This is a genomic window from Bartonella koehlerae C-29 (genome assembly GCF_000706625.1).
GTDB classification, from domain to species: domain Bacteria; phylum Pseudomonadota; class Alphaproteobacteria; order Rhizobiales; family Rhizobiaceae; genus Bartonella; species Bartonella koehlerae.
Genome location: NZ_KL407334.1, coordinates 666,389 through 690,231 on the forward strand (window position 1 = coordinate 666,389; position 23,843 = coordinate 690,231).

Annotated in this window: 15 protein-coding genes, 2 tRNA genes and 2 pseudogenes; 13 read left to right on the forward strand and 6 right to left on the reverse strand. The window is 35.8% G+C overall.

All coding sequences use genetic code 11. From position 1 onward, the window contains the following. Nucleotides 1–1,000 precede the first annotated feature (1,000 nt). Nucleotides 1,001–1,192, reverse strand: coding sequence for a hypothetical protein (locus O9A_RS07370; protein ID WP_051665540.1), 192 nt, complete (start codon nucleotides 1,190–1,192; stop codon nucleotides 1,001–1,003). 1,144 nt (nucleotides 1,193–2,336) lie between these two features. On the opposite strand from O9A_RS07370, the gene O9A_RS07940 reads away from it, so the two are divergent. The 5 genes and pseudogenes from O9A_RS07940 to O9A_RS08270 all read left to right on the forward strand — a co-directional run bounded on the left by O9A_RS07940 (nucleotide 2,337) and on the right by O9A_RS08270 (nucleotide 7,419). Next, entirely contained in the window at nucleotides 2,337–2,486 is a 150-nt protein-coding gene (locus tag O9A_RS07940; RefSeq protein WP_154656361.1) for a hypothetical protein, read from the forward strand. A 1,451-nt stretch (nucleotides 2,487–3,937) separates the two neighbouring features. After that, nucleotides 3,938–4,093 (forward strand): hypothetical protein, encoded by a 156-nt coding sequence (locus O9A_RS07945; RefSeq protein WP_154656362.1) that lies wholly within the window; start codon nucleotides 3,938–3,940, stop codon nucleotides 4,091–4,093. Nucleotides 4,094–6,129: 2,036 nt separating this feature from the next. Further along, nucleotides 6,130–6,240 (forward strand): HNH/ENDO VII family nuclease, encoded by a 111-nt coding sequence (locus O9A_RS07665; RefSeq protein WP_084790492.1) that lies wholly within the window; start codon nucleotides 6,130–6,132, stop codon nucleotides 6,238–6,240. A 346-nt stretch (nucleotides 6,241–6,586) separates the two neighbouring features. Then, nucleotides 6,587–7,147 (forward strand): annotated as a pseudogene (locus O9A_RS02865) (YqaJ viral recombinase family protein). 72 nt (nucleotides 7,148–7,219) lie between these two features. Beyond that, nucleotides 7,220–7,419 (forward strand): annotated as a pseudogene (locus tag O9A_RS08270) (helix-turn-helix transcriptional regulator). Between the two features lie 101 nt (nucleotides 7,420–7,520). Here O9A_RS08270 and O9A_RS02870 read toward each other — a convergent pair. Beyond that, nucleotides 7,521–7,593: transfer RNA gene (locus tag O9A_RS02870), tRNA-Phe, on the reverse strand. Between the two features lie 388 nt (nucleotides 7,594–7,981). On the opposite strand from O9A_RS02870, the gene O9A_RS02875 reads away from it, so the two are divergent. From O9A_RS02875 to O9A_RS02885, 3 genes are all read left to right on the forward strand, one after another. Beyond that, nucleotides 7,982–9,145, forward strand: a complete 1,164-nt coding sequence (locus tag O9A_RS02875) for a phosphoserine transaminase (RefSeq protein WP_034458602.1) — start codon at nucleotides 7,982–7,984, stop codon at nucleotides 9,143–9,145. A 387-nt stretch (nucleotides 9,146–9,532) separates the two neighbouring features. Next, complete coding sequence (locus O9A_RS02880) at nucleotides 9,533–10,822, forward strand: adenylosuccinate synthase (RefSeq protein WP_034458604.1); 1,290 nt, start codon at nucleotides 9,533–9,535, stop codon at nucleotides 10,820–10,822. A 241-nt stretch (nucleotides 10,823–11,063) separates the two neighbouring features. Then, nucleotides 11,064–12,383: a hypothetical protein gene (locus tag O9A_RS02885; protein WP_034460171.1), complete on the forward strand. Its 1,320-nt coding sequence runs from the start codon at nucleotides 11,064–11,066 to the stop codon at nucleotides 12,381–12,383. Between the two features lie 187 nt (nucleotides 12,384–12,570). On the opposite strand, the gene rpoH is transcribed toward O9A_RS02885, so the two are convergent. The 3 genes from rpoH to O9A_RS02900 all read right to left on the reverse strand — a co-directional run bounded on the left by rpoH (nucleotide 12,571) and on the right by O9A_RS02900 (nucleotide 16,068). After that, complete coding sequence (gene rpoH, locus O9A_RS02890; protein ID WP_034458607.1) at nucleotides 12,571–13,455, reverse strand: RNA polymerase sigma factor RpoH; 885 nt, start codon at nucleotides 13,453–13,455, stop codon at nucleotides 12,571–12,573. Nucleotides 13,456–13,600: 145 nt separating this feature from the next. Beyond that, nucleotides 13,601–14,605, reverse strand: a complete 1,005-nt coding sequence (locus tag O9A_RS02895) for an RluA family pseudouridine synthase (RefSeq protein ID WP_034458609.1) — start codon at nucleotides 14,603–14,605, stop codon at nucleotides 13,601–13,603. Between the two features lie 32 nt (nucleotides 14,606–14,637). Beyond that, entirely contained in the window at nucleotides 14,638–16,068 is a 1,431-nt protein-coding gene (locus O9A_RS02900; RefSeq protein ID WP_034458612.1) for an aldehyde dehydrogenase family protein, read from the reverse strand. 433 nt (nucleotides 16,069–16,501) lie between these two features. Between O9A_RS02900 and O9A_RS02905 the strand changes: the two genes are divergently transcribed. The 3 genes from O9A_RS02905 (at nucleotide 16,502) to O9A_RS02915 (ending at nucleotide 21,534) form a co-directional block, all read left to right on the forward strand. Then, the gene (locus tag O9A_RS02905; protein ID WP_034458614.1) at nucleotides 16,502–19,027 is read left to right on the forward strand and encodes a DNA translocase FtsK; all 2,526 of its coding nucleotides are present in this window, start codon (nucleotides 16,502–16,504) and stop codon (nucleotides 19,025–19,027) included. Between the two features lie 489 nt (nucleotides 19,028–19,516). Continuing rightward, nucleotides 19,517–19,675, forward strand: a complete 159-nt coding sequence (locus tag O9A_RS07950) for a hypothetical protein (RefSeq protein ID WP_154656363.1) — start codon at nucleotides 19,517–19,519, stop codon at nucleotides 19,673–19,675. Nucleotides 19,676–20,220: 545 nt separating this feature from the next. Continuing rightward, a complete protein-coding gene (locus O9A_RS02915; RefSeq protein WP_195890914.1) occupies nucleotides 20,221–21,534 on the forward strand; it encodes an ATP-binding protein in 1,314 nt (437 codons plus the stop codon). Nucleotides 21,535–21,548: 14 nt separating this feature from the next. Here O9A_RS02915 and mscL read toward each other — a convergent pair whose 3' ends face one another. After that, the gene (mscL, locus tag O9A_RS02920; RefSeq protein WP_034458618.1) at nucleotides 21,549–21,962 is read right to left on the reverse strand and encodes a large conductance mechanosensitive channel protein MscL; all 414 of its coding nucleotides are present in this window, start codon (nucleotides 21,960–21,962) and stop codon (nucleotides 21,549–21,551) included. Nucleotides 21,963–22,530: 568 nt separating this feature from the next. Between mscL and O9A_RS02925 the strand changes: the two genes are divergently transcribed. Together O9A_RS02925 and O9A_RS02930 are read left to right on the forward strand one after the other, a co-directional pair. Next, nucleotides 22,531–23,619 carry a quinone-dependent dihydroorotate dehydrogenase gene (locus O9A_RS02925; RefSeq protein ID WP_034458620.1) on the forward strand — a complete coding sequence of 363 codons (1,089 nt, stop codon included), beginning with the start codon at nucleotides 22,531–22,533 and terminating at the stop codon, nucleotides 23,617–23,619. A 133-nt stretch (nucleotides 23,620–23,752) separates the two neighbouring features. Further along, a tRNA-His gene (locus O9A_RS02930) sits at nucleotides 23,753–23,829 on the forward strand. Nucleotides 23,830–23,843: the final 14 nt, after the last annotated feature.

Genomic DNA, 23,843 nt, shown 5'->3' on the forward strand with positions numbered 1-23,843 from the left:
AAGAAATATTTATTTTTTTATTAAACAGTTTACTCATTTATTAAATAAAGTTATCATACCTCCCAATCCGGATAATCATAACATATTTTGGAAAAATGTAGCATTTTTACAGAAAGTAAGATACATGTACACTAATTTATGGATATATTTATATTCTTCTTTATTTTCCATATTTAGTAGAAAGAAATAGATTATAGGCTGCTCTTTAGCTTGGTTTTTACAGAAAAAGCAATAAATATGCTTGAGCGAATGTTCGAACTTTTTTGAGAGAACGACGTTAGCTTATTATCAGGCAAGAGATTAGAGATTGCAAACGTGTAAGTAAAAAAATCGGGAATGTTTACAATGTAAGTGTTTAGTGCCTTTTCTTCAAGGCGATGGATTTGTTTTTGTTTAATCAATCATAAACATATTGTATTGCATACGTTTAATGTGAGAAAATAGGAGTGAAAACACTTTGATTTATCGTCAATGTTTATTTGCTTCGCTGGAGAATTTTCAAACTGTTCAAGTATATCTATCGTAGAATAAACTTTAAAGAGCAGTTTTTTTAATAGTGATAATGATGTAAATCTGCTGATTAACAAAAATTTCTGAGAATTGAAGTTGCCTTCTGAGGCTATGTTAATTACAAACCTCAAAAAATTCCCATATGAATTTCTGATCCTGGGTATTGAACTCCAATTAACCGGTATTTACCAATAAGTTCATCAGGGTTTGCTTCGGCTATTGGCTATTGCTATTGTGGGGCGTTGAATGAATTCGCGGTCTATTACATTTACGTTATAAATGGAGCTATACTCTTGCAAGGCATTATTTTCATTCTCAATTATCTATCACATATCTTCGGTTTCATAGTGAGAATTTATTTTTCTTGTTAATTGCTCTGTAATAAGCTTTATTTGTTATTCTTCATATTTGTTTGTAGGAAATCCTTTTGCTGTTTTACTGAGTACGTTATAAATATTTATGCGATAACTTTTCCTAAGTGGGCTTGAAATTACTCTGCTGTTCTTTGTTTCAGCTTATAATGCTGTTTTTTATTCTTATTGTTTTGTGCATATTGGATATCTTGAATATGAATATATTCAGCATTTTGTATAGGAACATCTGTTTGTTTTTGCTGTGGTAAAAGAGAGTTTTTCTCGTTCTCTTTGTATGTTTTTCTTTTTTCCAAATCTTCTAAAACCATTTATATTTGCCTATGAGATATTTCTGTTAGGTTTTTTATTTTTAAAAAAGAAAATATCTTTTCTTCTGCTGTTTATATTTTGTCCATTAATTTTTTAATTTGTTTAAGAATGTCATAAGAAACTATTTTATCTTGTGTGTAGTAGTTTTTTTCATTGATCTGTGTGGTTTGGCTTTCTTCATAAATGTTTGAAAATCCGAAAGCATAAAGTGCAGATTCTAGTTGTTTTATAACACAATATGTGTGCTGGATGTTTTTGCCAAGTTTCTGTTTAAGGGTGGTATTTGTTTTAAATATTCAGTGATCTCTATAGGATCTTTAATGTTTTTCAGACAGATATATAGTACATTTGATAGAAATGAGATTACCATTATTATCGAGATGATCTTGAAAGTTCATACCATCAAATTTAAGGGGTGATTTAATGATTTAGCCGTTGATAGAAATCCAGAGATAATACTGCGGCTTCTTTTAGGGTGTACGTAAATTTTGAAGTGATGGATTATCGGTTTGATCTGTTTCTATTTCTGATTTTGGAAATTCCTTTTTTCTATCATCTTCTTGTTTGGTAAAAATGAAATGCACATCCTCTTTCAGGTTATGGTTCGCAATACATCATTGAAATCAAATGGTAAGATCTTGTGATGTTTATAATCGCCTATTATACAGTGTATGGGCATTGATCATTTGAACGTAACCAGTTTTGTCTTTCACTTCATTCTCCATTACTGTTTATAGCTTTAGTCTCATCGATTATAATGGAGGAAAGGAGGAAGCTTTTTAAAACGCTTTGAATAACTTGAATAGTTTGAAAATACATCATACAAGCATAAACAGTTTTTCTCTTCTTAAGTGCCACAATTTTATCGTCATACTATTGCTGTCTATATCATCTAAAAAAACAAATGCTATACTGCTTTTAATAAAGCTGTGGTGTAGTCTACAATATTTTCAGTCTCCTAACGGAACGTTACTAAGAAAATTTCATCAGAGTTTATAGAAATTAGTTTGCCCAAAACTGTCTTGATACTTCCTATTTACTAACGGTTAATTCTTAGGATATGAAAGTTATATTTTATTTTTTATGAAAAATATCAATAAAAAATTCATAAAATATGAAGTTTTATGAAAGTAGAGGTTAATTATGGATAAAGCAATGTTAGAAGGACTTTGCAATTATGAAGATAATAAAGTGATGGCTGCCATTATATTTTGTCTGAAGAACGGGAATTCTCAAGAATCGTTAAAACAGCTTTTTGAATTTCAGGTTTTTCTTTATAATAAAATCAAATAATCTGTTCGGATTCTTTAATTTTAAAAGGGAGGATTTCACTAAAAAAATTAATAATTTCTATTAATCCACTTGTTCTTATTGAGCTTTTTATACCTGAAGCATTCAACATACTAGCAAAATAGATGGCAAAACTCCTAAATGGTTGGCTAGTTTTTTACTACCATGCTTATTTTTAGCTAATTGCTCATTAAGCCATGCCTTTAACTGATCTGATCGCATAAAACAAGACTTTTTCATATTAAATGAAAAATCAATAAAAAATATGAAATTTCCTCATTATGAGAAAAGAAACCTGCGTATAACAAAATATTTAGGTGGTTTTGTTAATGTTTTAAGTATTTTATAGAAATGTAAAGGTACTGTTTATCGCGTCACTTATTCTCAAAGACAAAGGTAGCGCTAACGGATATCCCCGTTGACTTATCAAATACAATTATTAAACTATGCATGTGCACATGGGATAGATTTGTGCCCTTATGATTTCTTTATCATGAATGCTTGCAGTTGTTAATGCAAGAGGGACAAGCATCCAATGTCGAAATTTGTAAAAAGTTCCAGTATTGATAGCGCATATGAAACTTTACAGCTTTAAGGAGATGATCAGGGCTGTAGAAAAAATGTGAATTCGTTAGCGACAATGGATGTCTATTTAATAGGCGCAGGCTTTATCACATCCGCGCACTAAGGTACTTTGATGATGTTATGGCTGGTAATTTAGGCGGCTTTATAGAAAAAGAAGACAACTTAAATTATGAAGGTGATTTTGGGCTTGATAGCTTTGCTATGGTTTCTGGTAATGCCAAGTTTTGAAGCATGCTACCATATGGCAACGCACGGTTTTTTGGCAATGCAGTAGTTTATGACAATGCTTTAGTTTACGGGCATGCCAAGATACGAGATCTCGCTAAGATTTATGGCAATGCTATTGTTTGTAACTATAAAAAATTTCGCTATGACGACAAAATTCACATGAATAAAGCCCTTAAGAATGGTGACGGCAAGGCGTGAGTAGAGTTTATACCGTCGTTAGCACTGATTGAAATCAGCAGATTTTTAGAGTTTGGAGCAAACAACTAGTGTGATGGCATGAATTGTAACCGTTTGCATGGCACTGTTTTGCATCATATTAGCATAGTTTAGAAGGGAAAATAAGGATGCGAGAGTGATTTATCACGCGTGGCACATGCGGTTTATTGCTTTCTTTTTTGATGGAATGCTAAGCCAAACAGATCGGTTATCATGACCGTCCTAAGAAATAAATGGAGATAAAATGATTTTAGATAAAAATATATTACTATTGGTGTTTGTATTGGTTTTATATTTGATTGTATGTGGTGTTATACTTGATTTTGCTTTGTATTATCGCTATCACTCTTAAGAGTATAAAAAAAACTCTTCAAAATTTTATAGAAGCCATCAGATAGAAAAGGCATGAATTTTCAGTGGAGCTTGTGAGTCAAAATAATGCGCATGATCAAGAGTTTAAAGCACGTAATCAAGAAATTGAAAAACTAACGCAAGAAATTGAACATTTTTATGGTGCTTTTAAAAGAAAAAAGTCAATAAAGTCAAAGGAGATAAATAAAGATGGGCGAGGGAAGTATTAGCACTGATAAATCATGTCTTATTATCATTTGTAATATGTGGACGTTTTTTAATCTTTATTTGAATTAATAAAGGGATTATATAATCTTGGAGAACATGATTAGAAATATGGATTGCATTGCAAAATGTTCCTAGTCATTTGAAATTATCCCAATAATTATTGTTTTGTTTCTCTATTCAACGAAAAAATCCGAGGCAAAAAATAGTTTCAAGCGTTTCTTCTCGATTATCAGATGCAGTGTGTTCAACTATAATGGTTATAGGTTTCCTGATTAGTAGTTATCCTGGATATATCTTAAAAAATAATAGAGAATGCACTGTTACCATCTATACTAAACAGATCAAAAAAGCCGCTTGGCTTTGGTTTTAGTATGGAGTCTATTAAATCAATATGTTTCGAGTTTATTATAGAAATTTTAACTACATCTTTATCTCTCTTAAGATCGTTAATATGGAGGGTAGAATTGAGATAGGATGCTTCAATAAATTGAAAGGAGCTGTTTTCTGCTATATTCTATGTAATTTATTTTAATTATTTGTTTTGTAAAATTATAGAGGACTAATGCCATGTTAATTTCTGTATCATTAGGACATCTTGTATTTAGTTCACCTCTTTCTCTATCTCTATATACATTATATACTTGCAATTTTGGTTTTAAGGCTCGCATTTTTTTCCGTATACAAGATGAAGATGTGCTCTTTTGCTGATTCCACTTGGCTTTTTAGGTGGTCTAATTGTTCTCTTACATTGCGTGACTCTTCTTTTTGGTTTTTAAATCTATCCATATTCCCAAAAATGATAGGAATAATGCATCGCAAACAGTATCCTTGATATCGGTTTTCGAGGTTACTTTGAAGAACATGCATGCAATGATAGCTCCCAGGATTCCTGTAGTTTTGAAAGAGCAGTTAATTAACGAAATAGAGGGAGTCAATTATTTTAGAGATTTGTGATCAACTTCAAGAGCTATTTGCATTGAGAGCAGGAAAAGAGGATAATTGCAAAGACATTTCGTATGCTGTCATGTAGTTTGAAAATAGAGTAAATTTAGATCATGAGGGAATGGCGTTGACCTATGGGATGGTTTTGAAGAATGTTTCATCATGATCATTTATGACAACGGTTAAACGGATTTTGTGTGATGAGATAGAGGATTTATCGGATACGTTTTTTCTTAGTACGCATGAGTTCGTGAAGTTGTATCGTGATTTAGAAAGCAATCTTTTGAGAAAAGCGAGTGTTGTTCGCAAAGCCAATTTAAATATATGTTAAAAAATGATGAAAGAAAAGACAACACAGGAAAACATTTTAACCCTTTATTTTTGTTCAAAAGTAAAAGTTTGAAAAGGTTTTAAAGGGATAGGAGGAGTAATGAAAATATTGGAGGATAGCAAAATAGTGGAATTTTCTGTTTGGTATTAGATTAGATATGTGGTCAAACGAAAAAAGCACCGTACAGAGCGATTTTATAAAGTTTATATTATAGTTGTATAATCAAAGATTTCTCTGTACGGCTAAATTTAAGGCAAATAGCCCTATTGGTAAAATTAAGAATAAAGATAAGCAAACCTTTTAAATGTCTTTTCTTAACAAAACGTGAACAAATAATTCAAAAAAATTATTGCAACGGCTATTAGTTATCCGTCATGGGGGAAGGGTAGCAGGGTGTTTTTACAACTTGTATAAGCATGAAGATGAGATGAATGAATATGAGGCTTTTAAAGGCGATTATACCGTGGAATGTCTGAGAAATTTAATTTTACGACTAAAGCATGAGCAAAAGTTTGTTTTTATAGCGTTATGGTATTTAAAAGTGTTGTCATTAGGAAAGATGAGCTATGAAGTTGTTGCAACTCAATATTTGAGGCAAGAGAAAAAATTCTAGTCAACGGAACCCATTGAGTTTAAAACAACTTACAAGGGAAAAGAACTTACTGAGAAAAACAAAGTCTAACAGAGAGAGATCTGTTTGATCCTAACAGAATTTTTTTCTGGATAGTAAAGAATAAAAAAGTATGGGGTACAAATATTGAAAAAATGGAAACAGAAACAGCACCTATTGGTTTTGATAACGAGTCTGTTAATTTGCATCATATGTTGCAAATACAAGATAGTCCTATAGTAGAGGTTAGCCAGTCATTCCACTAAAAACATATTTCTGTTATTTATATTTATCCCAAAACACAAAAATCACTTATCGATAGAGATATGTTTGAGAGGTGAAGACCAAAATATTAGAAGGAACGCACTAAGCGGTATAGAGAACATCAAAAAATTAATGGAGCAAACGAGAACATAAGAGATATTTGCTTTTGCGAAAATCAAGCATCTTGAAGATTTGTTTGAAAAGAAAGAAAAAACTGTTTTGAATAGTTTTAAAAAAAAATACAACGTTCGCAAATGGATAAAACACCACAACAAACGGCAGTGTGAAATAGAACAAAGAACAGCAGAGTGATTTCAAACACGATTAAGCGAAGTCACTGCATCAAATATTTACACTGTACTCAATAAAACAGCAAAAGGAACACCTAAAAGCAAATATGTGGGGTAGAAAATTAAACTCATCACAGAGCGTTTAACAGGAGAAATAAGCCAATCTTATACAACACCAGCTATACAATGGGGAATTGACCATGAGGATAATGTCATTGGAGAATATCTATTCATTTATAATATTAATGTCACAAAGTATGGATTTATCCAATACCTTACAATAGAAATGGCTGCTGCAAGTCTTGATGAGTTGGTTTGTGAGGACGGATTAGTTGAGATCAAATGTCCATAATCAACGACACATCTTCACTTTTTTGTCGATAATCAGATCAAGCTTGAATATAGCGCACAAATGCAATTTTAAATGGCTTGTACGGGATGCAAATAGTGTGATGTTATCAGTTATAACCCATGTTTACTGATAGCAGTTCGCTCGCACATGAAAATCAAACGCGTCGACAGTGATAAGAAACAAATTGAAGAGATTAATCAAGCTGTTGAAACCTTGTTAACAGAGATAGAACAAGACATGAAGCAGATCTTGACACAAGCTTCTTAACCTTATGAGGGTTCTCTCTCCTCCCAGCACCCCCATCCATTTACATAACATAAAAAATAGAAAGGTAATGAGATGATATTTGATGATGACGATAGATATGTAACGACTTGTGAGTGTGTAAAGCTTTTTAGTGTGTCCACAACAACGATTCGTAATTGGGTGCTTCAAGGGGTATTTTTAAAGTCATATAAGCTAGGGAGCGCAGTGAGGTGGAGAAAGAAATCTTAGCATTTACTCTAGAGAAAAATACCGAGCGAATAAGAACAAATTAGGTAAAATTGTATAAATTGCGAAGGGTGGACCAAAAGGTGGTCCGAAAATTGCTAATCAAAGAAACTGTATATTTCAATATGTTAAATGCAAAAAAAAACGGTGCCCAGACGCGGATTCGAACCACGGACACGCGGATTTTCAGTCCGCTGCTCTACCAACTGAGCTATCTGGGCACGTTTCACAAAATACGTGAACGTGTGCGGTTATAACATTAAAATTTTCTCTGTCCAGCTATCAAAAGAAAAATAATTGATTTTTTATAATTTTATTTCCAATTATAGTTGCTCTTGCCATAAAGTAAACTTGATAGGTATAGTGTGATACGTTAATGTTTTGCTATCAAGATACTGTCTTGTTGTGGTGAGACACGATGAACTTTTTGAAAGAAACAATTTAGGGGGATGATTAAGAGAAATATTTTTCACAAGGTTTCTGTTTAGCTTAAACTTACGAAGTAAATAGAGACTATTTTTGATATTTATCTAAAGAGGCTATAGGCACGGCCTTTGATAGTAATTGTTTTTCTTTAAAGAAAGGCAAGTCATCTAAAAGGGGAGAATAATGATAATATTAAAAAAACCAACTTGTCGTCCCAATAATCCTAATTTTTCTTCCGGTCCTTGTAGCAAGCGACCTGGCTGGACTCTTGAAGTTCTTAAAAAGGCGTTAGTTGGGCGTTCGCATCGATCGAGAGAAGCAGAATTAAGACTTGCTGAAGTCATAGATTTAACGCGTGAGATTCTTAAAGTGCCTTCTGATTATCGTATAGGGATTGTTCCTGCTTCAGATACCGGTGCTGTTGAGATATCTCTATGGTCTTTATTAGGTGAGCGTGGCGTTGATATGGCGGCATGGGAAAGCTTTGGTTTTAAGTGGATTACAGATGTAGTTGAGAAATTAAAGCTTTCTGATGTGCGTCGTTTTGAAGCCCCTTATGGAGAATTGCCGGATTTAACACAAATGGATTTTGATCGTGATGTTGTTTTTACATGGAATGGGACGACTGCTGGTGTGCGTATTCCTAACGCAGATTTTATTCCAGAGAGGCGAGCAGGATTGACAATTTGTGATGCAACATCAGCAGCTTTTGCGCAAAATCTTGATTTTTCAAAATTAGATGTTGTTACTTTTTCATGGCAAAAAGTTTTGGGAGGTGAAGCTGCACACGGTATGTTGATTTTAAGCCCTCGTGCTGTTGAGCGGCTTGAAAATTATGTTCCAGTTTGGCCTATACCGCAAATTTTCTGTCTAACAAAGGATGGAAAATTAAACGAAAATATTTTTAAGGGGGTAACTATTAATACACCCTCTTTGTTATGTATTGAAGATTTTCTTGATGCACTGAAGTGGGCAAAGGCACAGGGTGGTTTGCACGCATTAATGGCGCGAGTTGAGAAAAATTTTGCGGTACTTGATGCTTTTGTTCGCAAAACACCGTGGTTAGAATATTTGGCAAAAGATCCTCAAGTGCGTTCTAATACATCTGTTTGTTTAGATATTGTTGATCCAGTAGTTACGGCTTTAGATATTGAAAAGCGGATATCTTTTATAAAAGCGATTGTAAGTCGTCTTGATGAGGAAAGGGCTGCTTATGATATTGGTTCGTATAGAGATGCACCTCCAGGCCTTCGGATTTGGACAGGTATAACAATTGAGGCTTCCGATCTTGAGATTTTAACACCATGGCTTGAATGGGCATTTCAGGTCGAAAAAGCTCAACTTTAAGAAGTTGTAAGTGATTTTTATAACGCGGTTTTTTCTGAAAAAGAATATGGGAGATTATGATGCTCTTCTGTATCTTTGTATCAGACAAATGGTTTTCAAATATCGCACAAATCGTAAAAAGATTACGTAGGTAGTATGAGTGATTTATCAAATTTGGTAAAAGCAACAGCGATAAACTTTATAAATTTTTCTACTTTTTACAGCAAAAATAACTGATTTAAAATGAAGATATATTTTATATCTCACTATTTTTGTCCTTTATAATCGTAGAGCTGAAGATTGAGAAAAAGTTGAAATGAAGAGTCGCACTTTCTCTCAGGTTTCGTTATAAAGGAACGTTTGTTTTTGAATGCTGGTTTTGTTTGACCGAATACGATGGAGAAAGTTATGGCCAATGTAGTAGTTGTAGGGACGCAATGGGGCGATGAAGGCAAAGGTAAAATTGTAGATTGGTTGTCGGAGCGGGCAGATATCGTAGTCAGATATCAAGGTGGACACAATGCAGGCCATACATTAGTTGTTAATGGAGTTAATTATAAATTATCACTTTTACCATCTGGTTTAGTACGTGGGAAGTTATCAATTATCGGTAATGGTGTTGTCGTTGACCCTCATCATTTTGTAGCAGAATTAAAAAAACTACGTGATCAAGGTGTAAAAATTGCACCGGAAATTTTGCGTATTGCTGAAAATGCTCCGTTGATTCTTTCTTTGCATCGCGATCTTGACGCAACTCGTGAAAGTGGTATGTCGGGTTTAAAAATTGGTACGACAAAGCGTGGTATTGGTCCGGCTTATGAGGATAAGGTGGGGCGTCGTGCTATCCGCGTGATGGATTTGGCGGAAGCTGATACGCTTATGGCTAAGATTGAACGACTTTTGCGACATCATAATGCTTTGCGTCGTGGGATGGGCGTTGCAGAAATTGATTCTCAAGCACTTTATGATGAGTTGATGCAAGTAGCGGATGAAATTTTACCCTTTATGGATTGTACGTGGCGTCTTTTGGATGAAAGTTATCGGATGGGTAAGCACGTTCTTTTTGAAGGTGCGCAAGGTGCTTTATTAGATAATGATTTCGGGACTTATCCTTATGTGACGTCATCCAACACAGTTGCTGGGCAGGCGTGTACTGGCTCAGGTATGGGACCTAGTACAATTCATTATGTTTTGGGTATTGCAAAAGCTTATACAACACGTGTTGGAGAAGGGCCATTTCCGACAGAGCAGGTAAATGATATTGGCGAATTTCTTAGAATACGTGGGCATGAATTTGGCGTTGTGACTGGTCGAAAACGTCGATGTGGCTGGTTTGATGCTGTCTTAGTCCGTCAGATGGTAACGATTTGTGGTGTTCAGGGTATAGCATTGACAAAGCTTGATGTTTTAGATGGTTTGGATGAAATTAAAGTCTGTATTGGTTATGAACTTGATGGGAAAAGAATTGATTATTTACCCTCTTCTATGGGAGCACAATCCCGTGTAAAGCCTATTTACGAGACATTAGAAGGTTGGAAGAAAGCAACAGCGCATGCATTGAACTGGGAAGATTTACCAGTAGAGGCTACCAAATATATACGCTATATTGAAGAATTGATCGGTACGCAGGTGGCTTTATTATCCACGAGTCCCGAGCGTGAAGATACTATCCTTATTACGGATCCTTTCGCAAATTAATCATTATTTTTAGATTTCCATTTAGGTTTTCGGTTTGTTTTTGTGTTTTTCTAAGAAGAGAGAATTAAGAATGAAGGAGAGAAAACCACAAAAGAGCATTGTTTATTCTTTATATTCATTTTAAACTATTCGGATAGTTATATCAATATAAGTGATCATCAATTTAGACGGTTAAAATAAAAGTGTTTTTGGCTTTACGGCTGGGATTTCTTTTCTCAGTTTGAGGGAAATTATAGAGCATATGGTAGATTTCGTTGGAATCTTAAAAAAGGCAATCAATGTGCAAAGTAACGTTACACCACAATTGCGTAAGCGGATTTATAAGCGAGCTATCGAAACACTAGAACACCAATTTGTAGTAAGGACAATACCACAAGCAATAGAAGATAAGCAAAGAAAGATTTTACAAAGTGCTATTGCAACTGTTGAAGCAGAATATTTAGCGGTTGAAAAGGAATTGCTTTCTTCAGTTATTGGGTGGAATCTTAGAGGTGTAGCTGAAGCTGATAAACACACACAAACCTCTATATTGGCACGAGGTCATGAGTCTTCCGCTTCAGATGTATCAGATGCAGAGCCTGTCAATATGGAAGCTTGTTTGGCTTCTCAGCATACTGACAACAATACGTTAAGGAGTGCTCCTTTAGCTTCTCCTTCGCAAGGAGATGATCCGCACATTGTTTCGTATATTTTTTCTCAAGCTGTGCGTCGTGCTAATAGGTCATCGATGAAAAGGCGTATTGTAATAAGCACTGCTTTTGTTACGGGTTTTTTCACTTTAGTGATCGGTATTTGTTTTGTGGGTGGACGTGTATTTGTATTAAATGATTATCAGTTGTCTGGGGGAAATGTTCAAGCTTCTCATGTGTTACCGCAGGCACTTTCGGTCAAAAGGAAGCTAACGCAACGCTTATTAGAAGACGGGAGTGAAGTTGATACCGGTTTAGATCAAACGGCAGATTCTTCAAATGAAGAAGGAATCTCAACAGCTATTTCTAGCAATTTACAGTTAGTGGAACAGTTCGGTGAAGCTGTTTTTTATCAAGCACGTACGGATTATGATGCAGAAAAAGTAGCAACAGGGAGCGCACGTTGGACGCTTATAAAGGAATCTCGCGTGAAGGGAGCTCCAGAAGAATCGGCTATACAAGGTGATATAACAATTCCAGATAAAGGGTTATCATTACGGTTAATTTTACGTCGTAATACTGACGCGTCTTTTCCTGCTGCGTATATTATGGACCTTATTTTTATTCTTTCTGATAAATTTTCAGGCCAAGCTATAAGTAATGTTCAAGCATTAACTTTTAAAGCAAGTGAACAGTCCGTTGGGAAGGCTTTAACAAGCACTGTTACTGCGAAGATTGATGATGATTTTTTTCTTGTTGTTTTGAGCGGCAAACATCCATTTCTGAACCGAAATTTACAATTGATGCGGGAATTAGATTGGATGCGTTTGGTACTGACTGATAAAAACGGGCGTACAAACGAATTAACCTTCGCAAAAGGACCAATAGGTGAGTCTATTTTTAATAAGGTTATTGGAAAATGGCTTGAGTAACCAAAACAGCTAACAGTTCTTGGTAAGAAATAAACTCTCAATGTAGGTGATAGGAAAAGCTCTAAATAAAATTTTCATCACAAGAATTGTTCGGCAATTTAATGTAAAGACAAAGAGAAAACTTTTACTGGCTCTTTGTCATTTTAAAATGCGCAAAAATTGGAATCTACACTGAGCTTTGAGAGCTTTACACTTGATTTTGGGATAAAGCAGAAGCTTTAATAGAGCTTTGTACTTTTTCAAATGCACGCATTTCAATTTGTCTGACACGTTCCCGACTGATATTAAATTCAGCTGAGAGTTCTTCTAATGTCAGTGGTATATCGCTTAAACGACGTGCTTTGAAGATACGTTTTTCGCGTTCATTTAAATTATCCAAAGCGTTTGTTAGCATGGAACGACGATTTTCCAATTCATTTTGTTCGATTAAAGCTTGTTCCTGATTGTTGGAGTCATCCACCAGCCAATCCTGCCATTCGCTATTTTCACCTTCTTTTATTCGAAGCGGTGCATTGAGTGAAGTATCACCACCAAGCCGACGGTTCATTGAGACAACTTCATCTTCAGTGACATTTAATTGGGTTGCAATTTCTTTTACTTGCTCTGCGTTAAGATCACCATTGTCGAGTACTTGAAGTCTACTTTTTAACTTACGAAGGTTGAAAAACAAGCGTTTTTGATTAGCAGTTGTTCCCATTTTTACCAAACTCCAAGACCGCAATACATATTCCTGAATTGATGCTTTAATCCACCATATTGCATAGGTTGCAAGACGGAAACCGCGTTCCGGTTCGAAACGCTTAACGGCCTTCATAAGTCCAACATTACCCTCCGAAATGACTTCCCCAATGGGGAGTCCATAGCTACGATATCCCACTGCGATTTTGGCTACGAGGCGCAAGTGACTGGTTACCAATTTATGCGCGGCTTTTAGATCATTATACTTACGATAACGCTGAGCCAACATGTACTCTTCTTGTGGCTCAAGCATTGGAAAACGCCGTACTTCTTCCAGGTAACGATTCAATCCTCCATCACCTATTGTTACTGATAGCAGATTCATATGGGCCATATAGCACCCTCCTTTTGCATGAATTCCCTAATAAGGCAAATTCGATTTCTAGATATAAACACCTCTACAAGCTTACCATAACATAATTTTCAATTTTGTTCAAAAAGAGATATTTTATTGTGAAACCATGAGAGAGCTAAAAGTTTCAATTTATTTTTTTTAAATGCTTGATAAGTTCAGCCATATCTTGAGGAAGCGGTGAAGAAAAAGACATAATTTTATCTATAACAGGATGTTCAAAGGTAATACTGGTTGCATGGAGAGCTTGTCGGTTGAATTGATCGATTGCATTTTTAATGATAGGATTAAGCGTATTTGATTTTGTTTTAAAAGCGTTGCCATAAACAGTATCACCTATGAGCGGATGTCCGATATGAGCCATATGAACACGGATCTGGTGAGTCCGTCCAGTTTCCAGGCGACATTCCAGAAGACTGGCAAAAGGTATTTTATCTGCATGGGTTCCATATTTTTCTAGAAGAGAAAAGTGTGTAACAGCATGACGAGCATGAAGATATTGGTTATGGATGACAGTCTGCTTTGTTCGATTGTACGGAGAACGGCCAAGGGATGCATTAATTGTCCAAACATTACGGTCGGGGAATCCCCAAATCAAGGCATGGTAGCGTCGATCTAATGCACTAGTACGTCCATGGTCAGAAAATTGTGCACTGAGGTTTTTATGAGCAAGGTCATTTTTGGCGACAATCATGACTCCACTTGTATTTTTATCGAGACGATGCACAATGCCAGGACGCTTAACACCGCTGATACCAGACAAACTCTTACCACAGTGATGGATAAGGGCGTTAACTAGTGTTCCGGTCCAATTACCATTGCCGGGATGAACAACGAGACCAGCAGGTTTATTGATAACAATGACATGATCATCTTCAAAAAGAATATCCAATGCAATAGCTTCACCACTAGGTTCTGCATCACGAAGAGCAGGCATTATCAATTCGATGATTTGATTGGGTTTTAATTTTGTTTTCGGCTTCTTTATGAGTTGACCATCAACTTTAAGATAGCCTCCACGGATGAGGGCTTGTAGACGTGAACGTGACAACACATTGTTATATTGTTTAGCAAGCCACTGATCGAGTCGTTGCCCAAGAGCATTATCATCCGTTATTCGTTGTGTTACCATACAATTCCTATTAAGTTTTTCATAAGATCCTTTTACCAGTATGAAATTGCTTTGGTATCGAGAAATTCTTTAATTCCCCAGAGCCCTCCTTCACGAGCACGCCCAGAAAATTTTACGCCTCCAAAGTAACTTCCACTTGGTAATCCATGTCCGTTTACTTCTACCATACCAGAGCGTACTTGTGCGGCGATACGACGGCATTTGCTAAGATCTTGCGATTGTATATAGTTTGTAAGACCATATTCCGTATTATTGGCCAAAGTAATGGCTTCATCTTCTGTATTAAAAGGAAGAATAGAGAGGACTGGACCAAAGATTTCTTCTCGAAAAATGCGCATATTAGGTTTTACATCAGAAAAAACTGTTGGGCGAACATAATAACCACGCTCCATTCCCATTGGTAAACCAGTTCCACCTGCAACAAGAGTTGCACCTTCATCAATTCCAGATTGGATAAGACATTGGATTTTATCGTATTGTTGTTTTGAAACTACCGGACCAATATGGTTTCCTCTTTGGTATGCTGGTCCCACCCTTGTTTTTTCGGCGACATCTTTAGCTATTTTCACGGCCTTGTCGTAAATAGCTCGTTCCACAAGCATACGTGTTGGTGCATTACAGCTTTGTCCACTATTACAAAAGCATTGTTTTACACCCCGTTGAATAGCATCTGAGTCGGCATCAGAAAATATGATGTTTGCTCCTTTTCCTCCAAGCTCTAAACTGACACGTTTTAAAGTATTGCTAGCATTTTTAGAAATATCTTTTCCTGCTCTGGTTGATCCAGTAAAGCTGATCATTTCTATATCTGGATGAGCAGAGAGGTAAGAGCCGACATTAGCACCATCTCCATTAATTAAATTAAAAACACCAGCAGGTAAAGCGGTTTCATCTAAAATTTCAGCAAAGAGCATAGCAGAAAGAGGAGCAATTTCAGAGGGTTTTAACACCATAGTACAACCAGCCAACAAAGCAGGGATAACTTTAAGAGTCACTTGGTTCATAGGCCAATTCCATGGAGTAATCAATCCTACGACACCGATAGGATCATAATGAAGAATTGCTTGTTGATTTCCTTCTATTAAGACATCTTGGAATGCAAATTCTTTGTAAGCTTTTATAAAGTTACGAATATGGAAACTTCCTCTAGCGGTTTGTGCATTAAGTGCCATATCAATAGGTGCTCCCATTTCCATTGAAATAGCTTTTGCCATATCACCTGAGCGTTTTTCATAAATCTTTAAAATTTTTTCAACGAATCCAAGACGTTCATGAGGTGAGGTTGGTTTCCAGGTTTGAAAAGCTTTTTTAGCAGCATTAATTGCTTTATCTGCATCTTTTATGCTACCAAGACTAATGACAGCACAAGGCTCTTCTGTTGAAGGGTCAATGACATGTAAATCATGAGGAGTGCTTGGGTCATCCCATAAACCATTTATATAAAATTTCCGCTTATTCAACATGATACATTCCCTATTTTTTCTATTATTGAAATTTCCTCTTATTTGAGACTTTTTTAACAAGAATAACAAGGGTAATCTTATCAAGGCTACAGAAAATAGACTATTTTATCATAACAAGGCTGAAGAGTTAAATAAAGTACCAATCATAATAACTCTTTGTGTTAAAAGAGAACAAAAAGAAATAATGAGCGATTTTTCTGTAATTTTTTGTAACATAATTTTCTTTAAAATCAATTTCTTAAAGATAGATAAGAGCATAAATTTTGCAACTGAGGCAGTCAATGTTGAGGAATCTTCATTGAGAGGAATTAGAGCCTTCTTTTTTGGTCAGAAAGTGATCGTTAGCAAAAAGTTATTAACCTTCATACTATAGTCTCTATGCATTCTTTTTGAAGAGGTAATTGTTCTTATTTCTATAAGTTTGTTGGGTATCATGCATAATTCGAAAAAAAAATCCATTTCTACGCCTTCTTTATCTAATAAAAGTACACAAGGTGTATCAGAAAAAATTACACCTTCTAAGATTGCTGAAATATTTCCTTATCCGGAAGTATGGAAAAAGGCATTTACACTCGGACAGAATGTACGTTTTACGCGAACACCAGAAGTTGAGATTTTACGTCGTCGCATAGAAACTGACCCCATTTTTGCAAAACAGTTTAAAGTTTTCGCGAAGCAAGAGCAAGAAAATCTTATAAAAGTGATACACTATAATAAGAAAACAACAAATATTCCATCGATCAAAAAGGTGATGAATTCTCGATCGATAGAGAATAAAGCATCAATTTGTCATTCAACTTTTTTGAAGCAGTTGTCACGGCAAACCGTTCCTATGACGCTTGAGGAGGATGCAGGGAATCATAAATTACAAGTAGAAAATACAGTGCAAAAAACACAGCCCATTTTTTATCTTTCTAATGATGCATTTTTTGAGTGTGAAGCTTTTATGTTAGAACAGGTTGACACTAAAATTTTAGAAAAAAAAAACACACCGATTGATTTTACAAGTGATAAGGTTGTGTTGAATACAGATACTACCTTTGATGAGTCAATTACTGCTTTTTATCGTGTTCTTGAATACCGTTTTCCACAATTTTATAATGCCATTACATCGCAATTTTCAGAGGAGAAGAATCAGGGAATTGAAAAAACTTCTGATTTAATGCATGCAAAAAATGATACTGTTAAAGAGGTTCAAAAGTGTCATTCTGAAATGATTGTTGAAGATTCTGCTCATACGTTAAGCGATACAAGCGCGACTAATGAGCTCCAAAATAGCAACAATATTGGCAGTTGTATAAAAGAAAGCGTAGAGAAGAATTCAGAAGATTTCTCTATCATGAAAACAAAAAGAAAAGCATTGCGATCCGTTAGCACATCATTAAGCAGCTATGATTCTGTGTTTATGTCAAATACTCAATCTCTTAACTATGGCAATTATGAATTTCCGCCCATTGATTTATTACAGGAGCCTGTTTTTCATGAAGGTACGGTGATTCCGCAGGAAATATTGGAACGCGGTGCTGGACTTTTGGAAAGTGTTTTGGAAGATTTTGGAATTAAGGGTGAAATTATCCATGTTCATCCAGGGCCAGTGGTGACAATGTACGAATTTGAGCCTGCAGCTGGAGTAAAATCATCACGGGTCATCAATCTTTCTGATGATATTGCTCGTTCTATGTCTGCTATTTCTACACGTGTTGCTGTGATTCCTGGACGCAATGTAATTGGCATTGAGTTACCCAATATGGTTCGTGAAACCGTTTATTTGCGGGAATTAATTCAATCAAATTCTTTTCGTGAAAGCCAATTTAAATTAGCGCTTGCTTTGGGGAAAGGGATTAATGGGGAGCCTGTCATTGCAGAATTAGCGAAAATGCCTCATTTGTTGGTTGCGGGAACAACAGGATCTGGCAAGTCTGTTGCGATTAATACAATGATTTTGTCGATTCTTTATCGAATGACACCAAAGCAGTGCCGTTTGATTATGGTTGATCCTAAAATGTTAGAACTATCTGTCTATGACGGCATCCCACATCTTTTAACACCTGTTGTAACGGATCCAAAGAAAGCGGTAACAGCTTTAAAATGGGCTGTTCGTGAAATGGAAGAACGTTACCGCAAAATGGCTAAGTTAGGTGTACGTAATATTGATAGTTTTAATGCACGCGTTGCACTTGCGGCACAAAAAGGCGAAACGATTATGTGTACTGTACAGTTGGGTTTTGATAAAGAAAGTGGGGAAATGCTTTATCATGAAGAAGCAATGGATCTAACACAGCTTCCTTATATCGTTGTGATTGTTGATGAAATGGCCGACCTTATGATGGTAGCAGGTAAAGAAATAGAGAATGCTATTCAGCGCTTGGCACAAATGGCGCGTGCAGCAGGTATTCACCTTATTATGGCAACACAACGTCCTTCGGTTGATGTTATCACGGGCACGATTAAGGCGAATTTTCCTACCCGTATTTCTTTTCAGGTAACATCAAAAATTGACAGTCGTACAATCTTGGGAGAACAAGGTGCGGAAACGCTTTTAGGCCAGGGAGATATGCTTCATATGGTTAGTGGTGGGCGCATTGTGCGTGTTCATGGGCCTTTTGTTTCTGACGAAGAAGTTGAAGCGATTGTTGCACATCTTAAAATGCAAGGAAAGCCTGATTATTTAGCAACAATAACGGATAGTGAAGACGATAATAAAGAGGGAGAGATAGCTGATTCAGTTGCGGAAGTTCCTACGGTAGAAAATTTTGGTGAGGATGGAGAAGAACTTTATATGCAAGCTGTAAAGATTGTTATGCGTGATAAAAAATGTTCGACATCTTATATTCAACGCCGACTTGCAATTGGTTATAACAAGGCAGCTTCTCTCGTGGAGCGTATGGAAGAAAAAGGCATTGTTGGAGCCGCTAATCATGTTGGAAAACGTGAGATTCTCATTAATGATTTACAATAATAAGTAAGGAAATTTTAAAGATAAATGACTGAAAAATATTGAATATTCGTTATTTTAAGAGTTGATGCTTGGTTTATTTTACGGGCACGCGTGTTGTTATGTGATCATTTTTTTACTGTGAAAGATTAAAGAGACAATACATTGATTTATAACGATAATTTATTGTTTTGCATGTTGAATGAGAATTCTAAATATCTAAGTTTCTCTCATTTCAAACCTGTTTTGATTGCTTCAATATAAGAGTGGTTGAAATGAAAGAATCTTATGATATTAAGGTTTCTAATCCATATTATAAAACAATGAATTATCATTATAAATCAGTGCATTGCATCAGGTTGTAGAAATATTCTTTGGTCAAAGAATGTAGCAGCGTATTTTTTGTTTTTTCTTTTGTGGTTGCTATGATTGAAGAATGGTCTTTTTTTGATCAAGTGGTGCACGACAAAATATTAGAGTGCTCAATGTGTAGGTTCTGTTGCGTTAGGTGGTTTGAAGCGCTATACTGAACTTTTTATAATATCTATTGATGTTATTGATGGCAAAGTGCTTTTGCTGGAATCTTTCGGAGAAGAAGATATTTCTCTTATGGCTGGTTTGGATGATGCAACCGTGTCCGTTGCCGTGATTGATGAAAATGCAACGGTGTGATGGGCTTCTTCTCATTTTTGTTTTGTTGATGAAATGGTCAAAATTCTGCTACAGACCACTGATAGTGAGATATCAGTCAAAGCCATTTTATTTAGAGGAGATGTCCGTACTATAAATTGGCATTATTCTCTTGGAAGGAAAATCAGTAATTTAAAGGGTTTTATGCGTGTTTTTAAAGGCGGAGATGTTTAAGTATAACAAGACCTTATCGTGTTATGCCAGAGCTTTTGTCACGATGTTTTCCCTGAGAAATGGGTAAAAGTGGCCGTTTTTTGATATATCAAAAGAGTTAGCTGAAGTTGTTAAGTCTCTATTTTCATCTATTTTAGGATCTCTTTTGTATGAACTTACTAATCAATTTCATGAGGAGCGGTAGCGTATGTTCAGCGATTTTCATTGAGGTGGTTATGTCTTGGAGTTAACAAATTGTTTAAGGGAGTGTTGATAGTTGTTTAGAATGGCTTTATGTTAAACCCTCCACTTTGCCAATTTTAAATACCAAACGCAACATTTCAAAGGGAGGGTATGATTTTTGTGTTTTGAACATGCAAGAAAAAGTACAAGAAAAAAGAGCTGCAGATTTGAGTACAAAAACATCGAGTCTCTCAGAGATAGAGCGTTCAGCTTTTCGTGAGATTGCAGAACGTTTGCGTGACGAGTTGGATTTATCGGTAGAGGGAGCACATTTGGTTACAGAAACAGCCGGTGAGTTGCCATGTGCACAGACACTGTCTAGAAATATCATAAAGAAAGTTCTTATAAAAGAGCCGGAAGCAGTTTTATCATTGTTGAATAAAGCTACTGATGGTGTTTTGTGGCTGAATGAACAGGGTTTCATTCAAGCGATCAGTCGTTCTGCTTTGGCATTAACTGGCTATGAAATAAATGAATTACGCGCTCAGCCATTATCATCATTATTTACTTTGCAAAGTCGCTCTTTAGTTGAAAAATATTTTGAGTTGATCCGTATGAAAGGAAAAAATCATGCTTTTATTCGCAGTGATACAGCTAATTTAGTGAAGAAAAATTATAAGAATGTGACCGTTTCTATGACGATGGTGTCTTTGGCACGACAAGACAGTTATGCTGTTATACTGCATGATATGACAAGTGTGGTGCTACCCTTAGATAAAAAGGCCGAAGAGAATAAAATGGTTGGAGTTGTTCATGAAATACGCACACCTTTAAATGCTCTTATCGGTTTTGCAGAAATTATGAGAGATGGCCGTTTTGGTGCGATAGACAATGAGCGTTATCGCGGATATTTACGTGATATTATTTCATCTGGAAAACATATATTATCGCTGGTGAATCAATTACTAGAGTGTTCGAAAGCAAATTATTCTAGTTCAAATAACCAGAATAATAGGCCCATTGTAGCTGAAACATTTGATGTGACCTCCTGTTTGCGTGCGAGTATGGCTTTTCTTGAAACACAAGCGAATCATAATGGTATTATTATGCGTATTGTTGCACCGGTTTATGTGCCATTTATTTGTATACCGCAACGGATATTTCGTCAGATTATGTTGCATCTTCTTTCCAATGCCATCCGTTTTACACCATCGGGTGGACAAATTATTGTCCACGTTTCTTGTAACAAAAAAGAGTGGGTGAAGATTTCAGTGAGTGATAATGGTCTAGGGATGAATGATGAAGAGATTTTACAAGCACTGCAACCTTATGGTCAAGTAGAACGCAAAGATGGACGTTCTGGGGATAGCTTTTTTGTTGGCACTGGCCTAGGACTACCGATGTGTAAAGCAATGGTAGAAGAAAGAGGTGGGCAATTTTTGTTGTTTTCAAAGCCCAATTACGGGACAACTGTAGAAATATTTTTTCCTATATTTTACGCGTGAAGCGACGCATCAATTTATTTTTTCTTAGCCAACAAATCTCTGATTTCTGATAGAAGTTGCTCTTCCAGAGACATCTTTTTTGAAGTTTCTTCTTTTTCTTGTTTCCGGCGTATTTTATTCATACTTTTAACAAAAAAGAAGAGAACCCAGGTAATAATGAGAAAGTTGATAAGTAAAGTGATAAAGTTGCCATAGCTAATCGTTGCTCCGGCTGCTTTAGCTGCACTCAAAGTGGCTTGTTTTTCACCGGCAAGCTGAATAAACATGTTAGAAAAGTCAATTCCACCTGTGATGAGACCAATAACAGGCATAAAAATATCATTGACAATCGAATTGACTAAGCCACCGAAAGCTCCCCCTATAATCACACCGATGGCGAGATCAATCATATTACCTTTTAGGGCAAATTCTTTGAATTCTTTAAGCATTATGGTTTCCCCTTTGTATATTCGACATACAGTAACCTTAATTATCGCTTTTGATAAAAAAGGAAAGAGCAATTTTTACTTTCTTGCAGCATTATATTACAAATATCAAAATCCCTTTAAGACTACATAACATGTTAAAGATTTAATGAGGCGTTTTGTTTGGCTTGATAGGAGAATAGTTTATAAGCACAAACAGACAGTTTTTTGATAAGAACTGTATTTTTTCTTCTTTTCAACTAAGGACACATCATTGTTTTCAAATTATAAAATTGTTTCAAGACTTTGATGATAATATGTAGAAAAAAGAAATATATTTTACAGGTTTATATGTTGTTCTTTTTTATAGAGTGTTGCAATTTTCAATATCTGAATAATTATGAAAAAAAGAAAATATTTTTCTGTTCAATGTTCATAAACAGAAAGATGAAGAGCAATGGTATTATGAACTTTCTTTTAGTAGGGGTTACGTTATTATTGAGATAAAGTTCGATTTGTAATGTTAAGCTTTTATATTAAAAGCTTTACGTGAGGGTGTAATGGGTTGTTTGTGTATTTCGGAGAAGGATGGATGAATTTTTTTCGTTGTATTGGTCGTCCTGCTTTATTTATGTTGGATCCAGAATATGCACACCGTTTAGCAATTGTTGGGCTGAAAAGCGGATTGAACAGTTATCAGAAGGTCGTTGATAAGCGGTTATGTGTGGCTATTGCGGGTCTTAAATTTGAAAACTTTGTCGGTCTTGCTGCGGGTTTTGATAAGAATGCAGAGGTTGTCAATGACGTTTTTCATTTAGGATTTGGTTTTACTGAAATTGGTACTGTTACGCCAAGATCTCAGGTTGGAAACCCTAAACCACGGCTTTTTCGCTTGAGAAAAGATGAAGCAATTATTAATAGAATGGGTTTTAATAATGACGGGCGTCAAATTGTTTACAGCAGGCTTCGTGGATATAAACGTCTTGGTATTGTAGGAATTAATATTGGGGCTAATAAGGATACGGTCGATAAGATTAATGATTATATCACAAGTATTGCTTATTTTTATGACGTTGCTGATTACTTTACGGTTAATATTTCTTCACCAAATACACCTGGTTTACGTGATTTACAAGCGCGTGATAGTTTGCATCTTTTGATGAATGCAATTTCGCAAGCGCGTAGTGAACAAAAGGAAAAGCACGGATTCTCCGTTCCTATTTTTTTGAAAATTGCACCTGATTTATCGGAGAAAGAATTGGATGATATGGCTGAAGAAATGAAACTATCTGATTTTGATGGTCTCATTGTTTCCAATACCACTCTTTCACGCCAAGGTCTTAGGGAGAGTACTCTAAGGAACGAGGAGGGAGGACTTTCTGGACGTCCACTCTTCGAGCGTTCTACTATTGTGCTAGCAAAAATGCGTCAAAAATTGGGGAAAGAGATTGCAATCATTGGCGTTGGTGGCATAAGAGATGCACAAACAGCCTTGGAAAAAGTGAAAGCTGGTGCAGACTTGATCCAATTATACAGTGGGATGGTTTATGAAGGTCCAGACCTTGCCATAACTATTTTGAAAGAGATTTTACAGTTTATGCAGAAAGATGGCGTTGAGAACATAAAGGCTTATCGCGACCACCGTGTTGAGTATTGGGCAAAATGTGCGCTTTCTTCCTAATAAAATTATTTTTTTTTGATAAAAAATGCGAGATTTTTTTCAAGGGGCTTGCAAACTTTTCTAATCTTCCTTATGTCACACAAGAAAAGAGTAAGTGTTTACGAAAGAGTAAACAGTCTGATACATTGTTTATGCGGTTGTAGCTCAGTTGGTTAGAGCGCTGGTTTGTGGCACCAGAGGTCGTAGGTTCGAATCCCACCAACCGTACCAGTTTTTTCCCTATG

Bases quoted from the DNA above. Each gene is read 5' to 3' on its own strand.
- O9A_RS07370 (WP_051665540.1), bottom strand. From the start codon at position 1,192: ATGGTTTTAGAAGATTTGGAAAAAAGAAAAACATACAAAGAGAACGAG.
- O9A_RS07940 (WP_154656361.1), top strand. From the start codon at position 2,337: ATGGATAAAGCAATGTTAGAAGGACTTTGCAATTATGAAGATAATAAA.
- O9A_RS07665 (WP_084790492.1), top strand. From the start codon at position 6,130: ATGGAAACAGAAACAGCACCTATTGGTTTTGATAACGAGTCTGTTAAT.
- O9A_RS02875 (WP_034458602.1), top strand. From the start codon at position 7,982: ATGATAATATTAAAAAAACCAACTTGTCGTCCCAATAATCCTAATTTT.
- O9A_RS02880 (WP_034458604.1), top strand. From the start codon at position 9,533: ATGGCCAATGTAGTAGTTGTAGGGACGCAATGGGGCGATGAAGGCAAA.
- O9A_RS02885 (WP_034460171.1), top strand. From the start codon at position 11,064: ATGGTAGATTTCGTTGGAATCTTAAAAAAGGCAATCAATGTGCAAAGT.
- rpoH (WP_034458607.1), bottom strand. From the start codon at position 13,455: ATGGCCCATATGAATCTGCTATCAGTAACAATAGGTGATGGAGGATTG.
- O9A_RS02895 (WP_034458609.1), bottom strand. From the start codon at position 14,605: ATGGTAACACAACGAATAACGGATGATAATGCTCTTGGGCAACGACTC.
- O9A_RS02900 (WP_034458612.1), bottom strand. From the start codon at position 16,068: ATGTTGAATAAGCGGAAATTTTATATAAATGGTTTATGGGATGACCCA.
- O9A_RS02905 (WP_034458614.1), top strand. From the start codon at position 16,502: ATGCATAATTCGAAAAAAAAATCCATTTCTACGCCTTCTTTATCTAAT.
- O9A_RS02915 (WP_195890914.1), top strand. From the start codon at position 20,221: ATGCAAGAAAAAGTACAAGAAAAAAGAGCTGCAGATTTGAGTACAAAA.
- mscL (WP_034458618.1), bottom strand. From the start codon at position 21,962: ATGCTTAAAGAATTCAAAGAATTTGCCCTAAAAGGTAATATGATTGAT.
- O9A_RS02925 (WP_034458620.1), top strand. From the start codon at position 22,531: ATGAATTTTTTTCGTTGTATTGGTCGTCCTGCTTTATTTATGTTGGAT.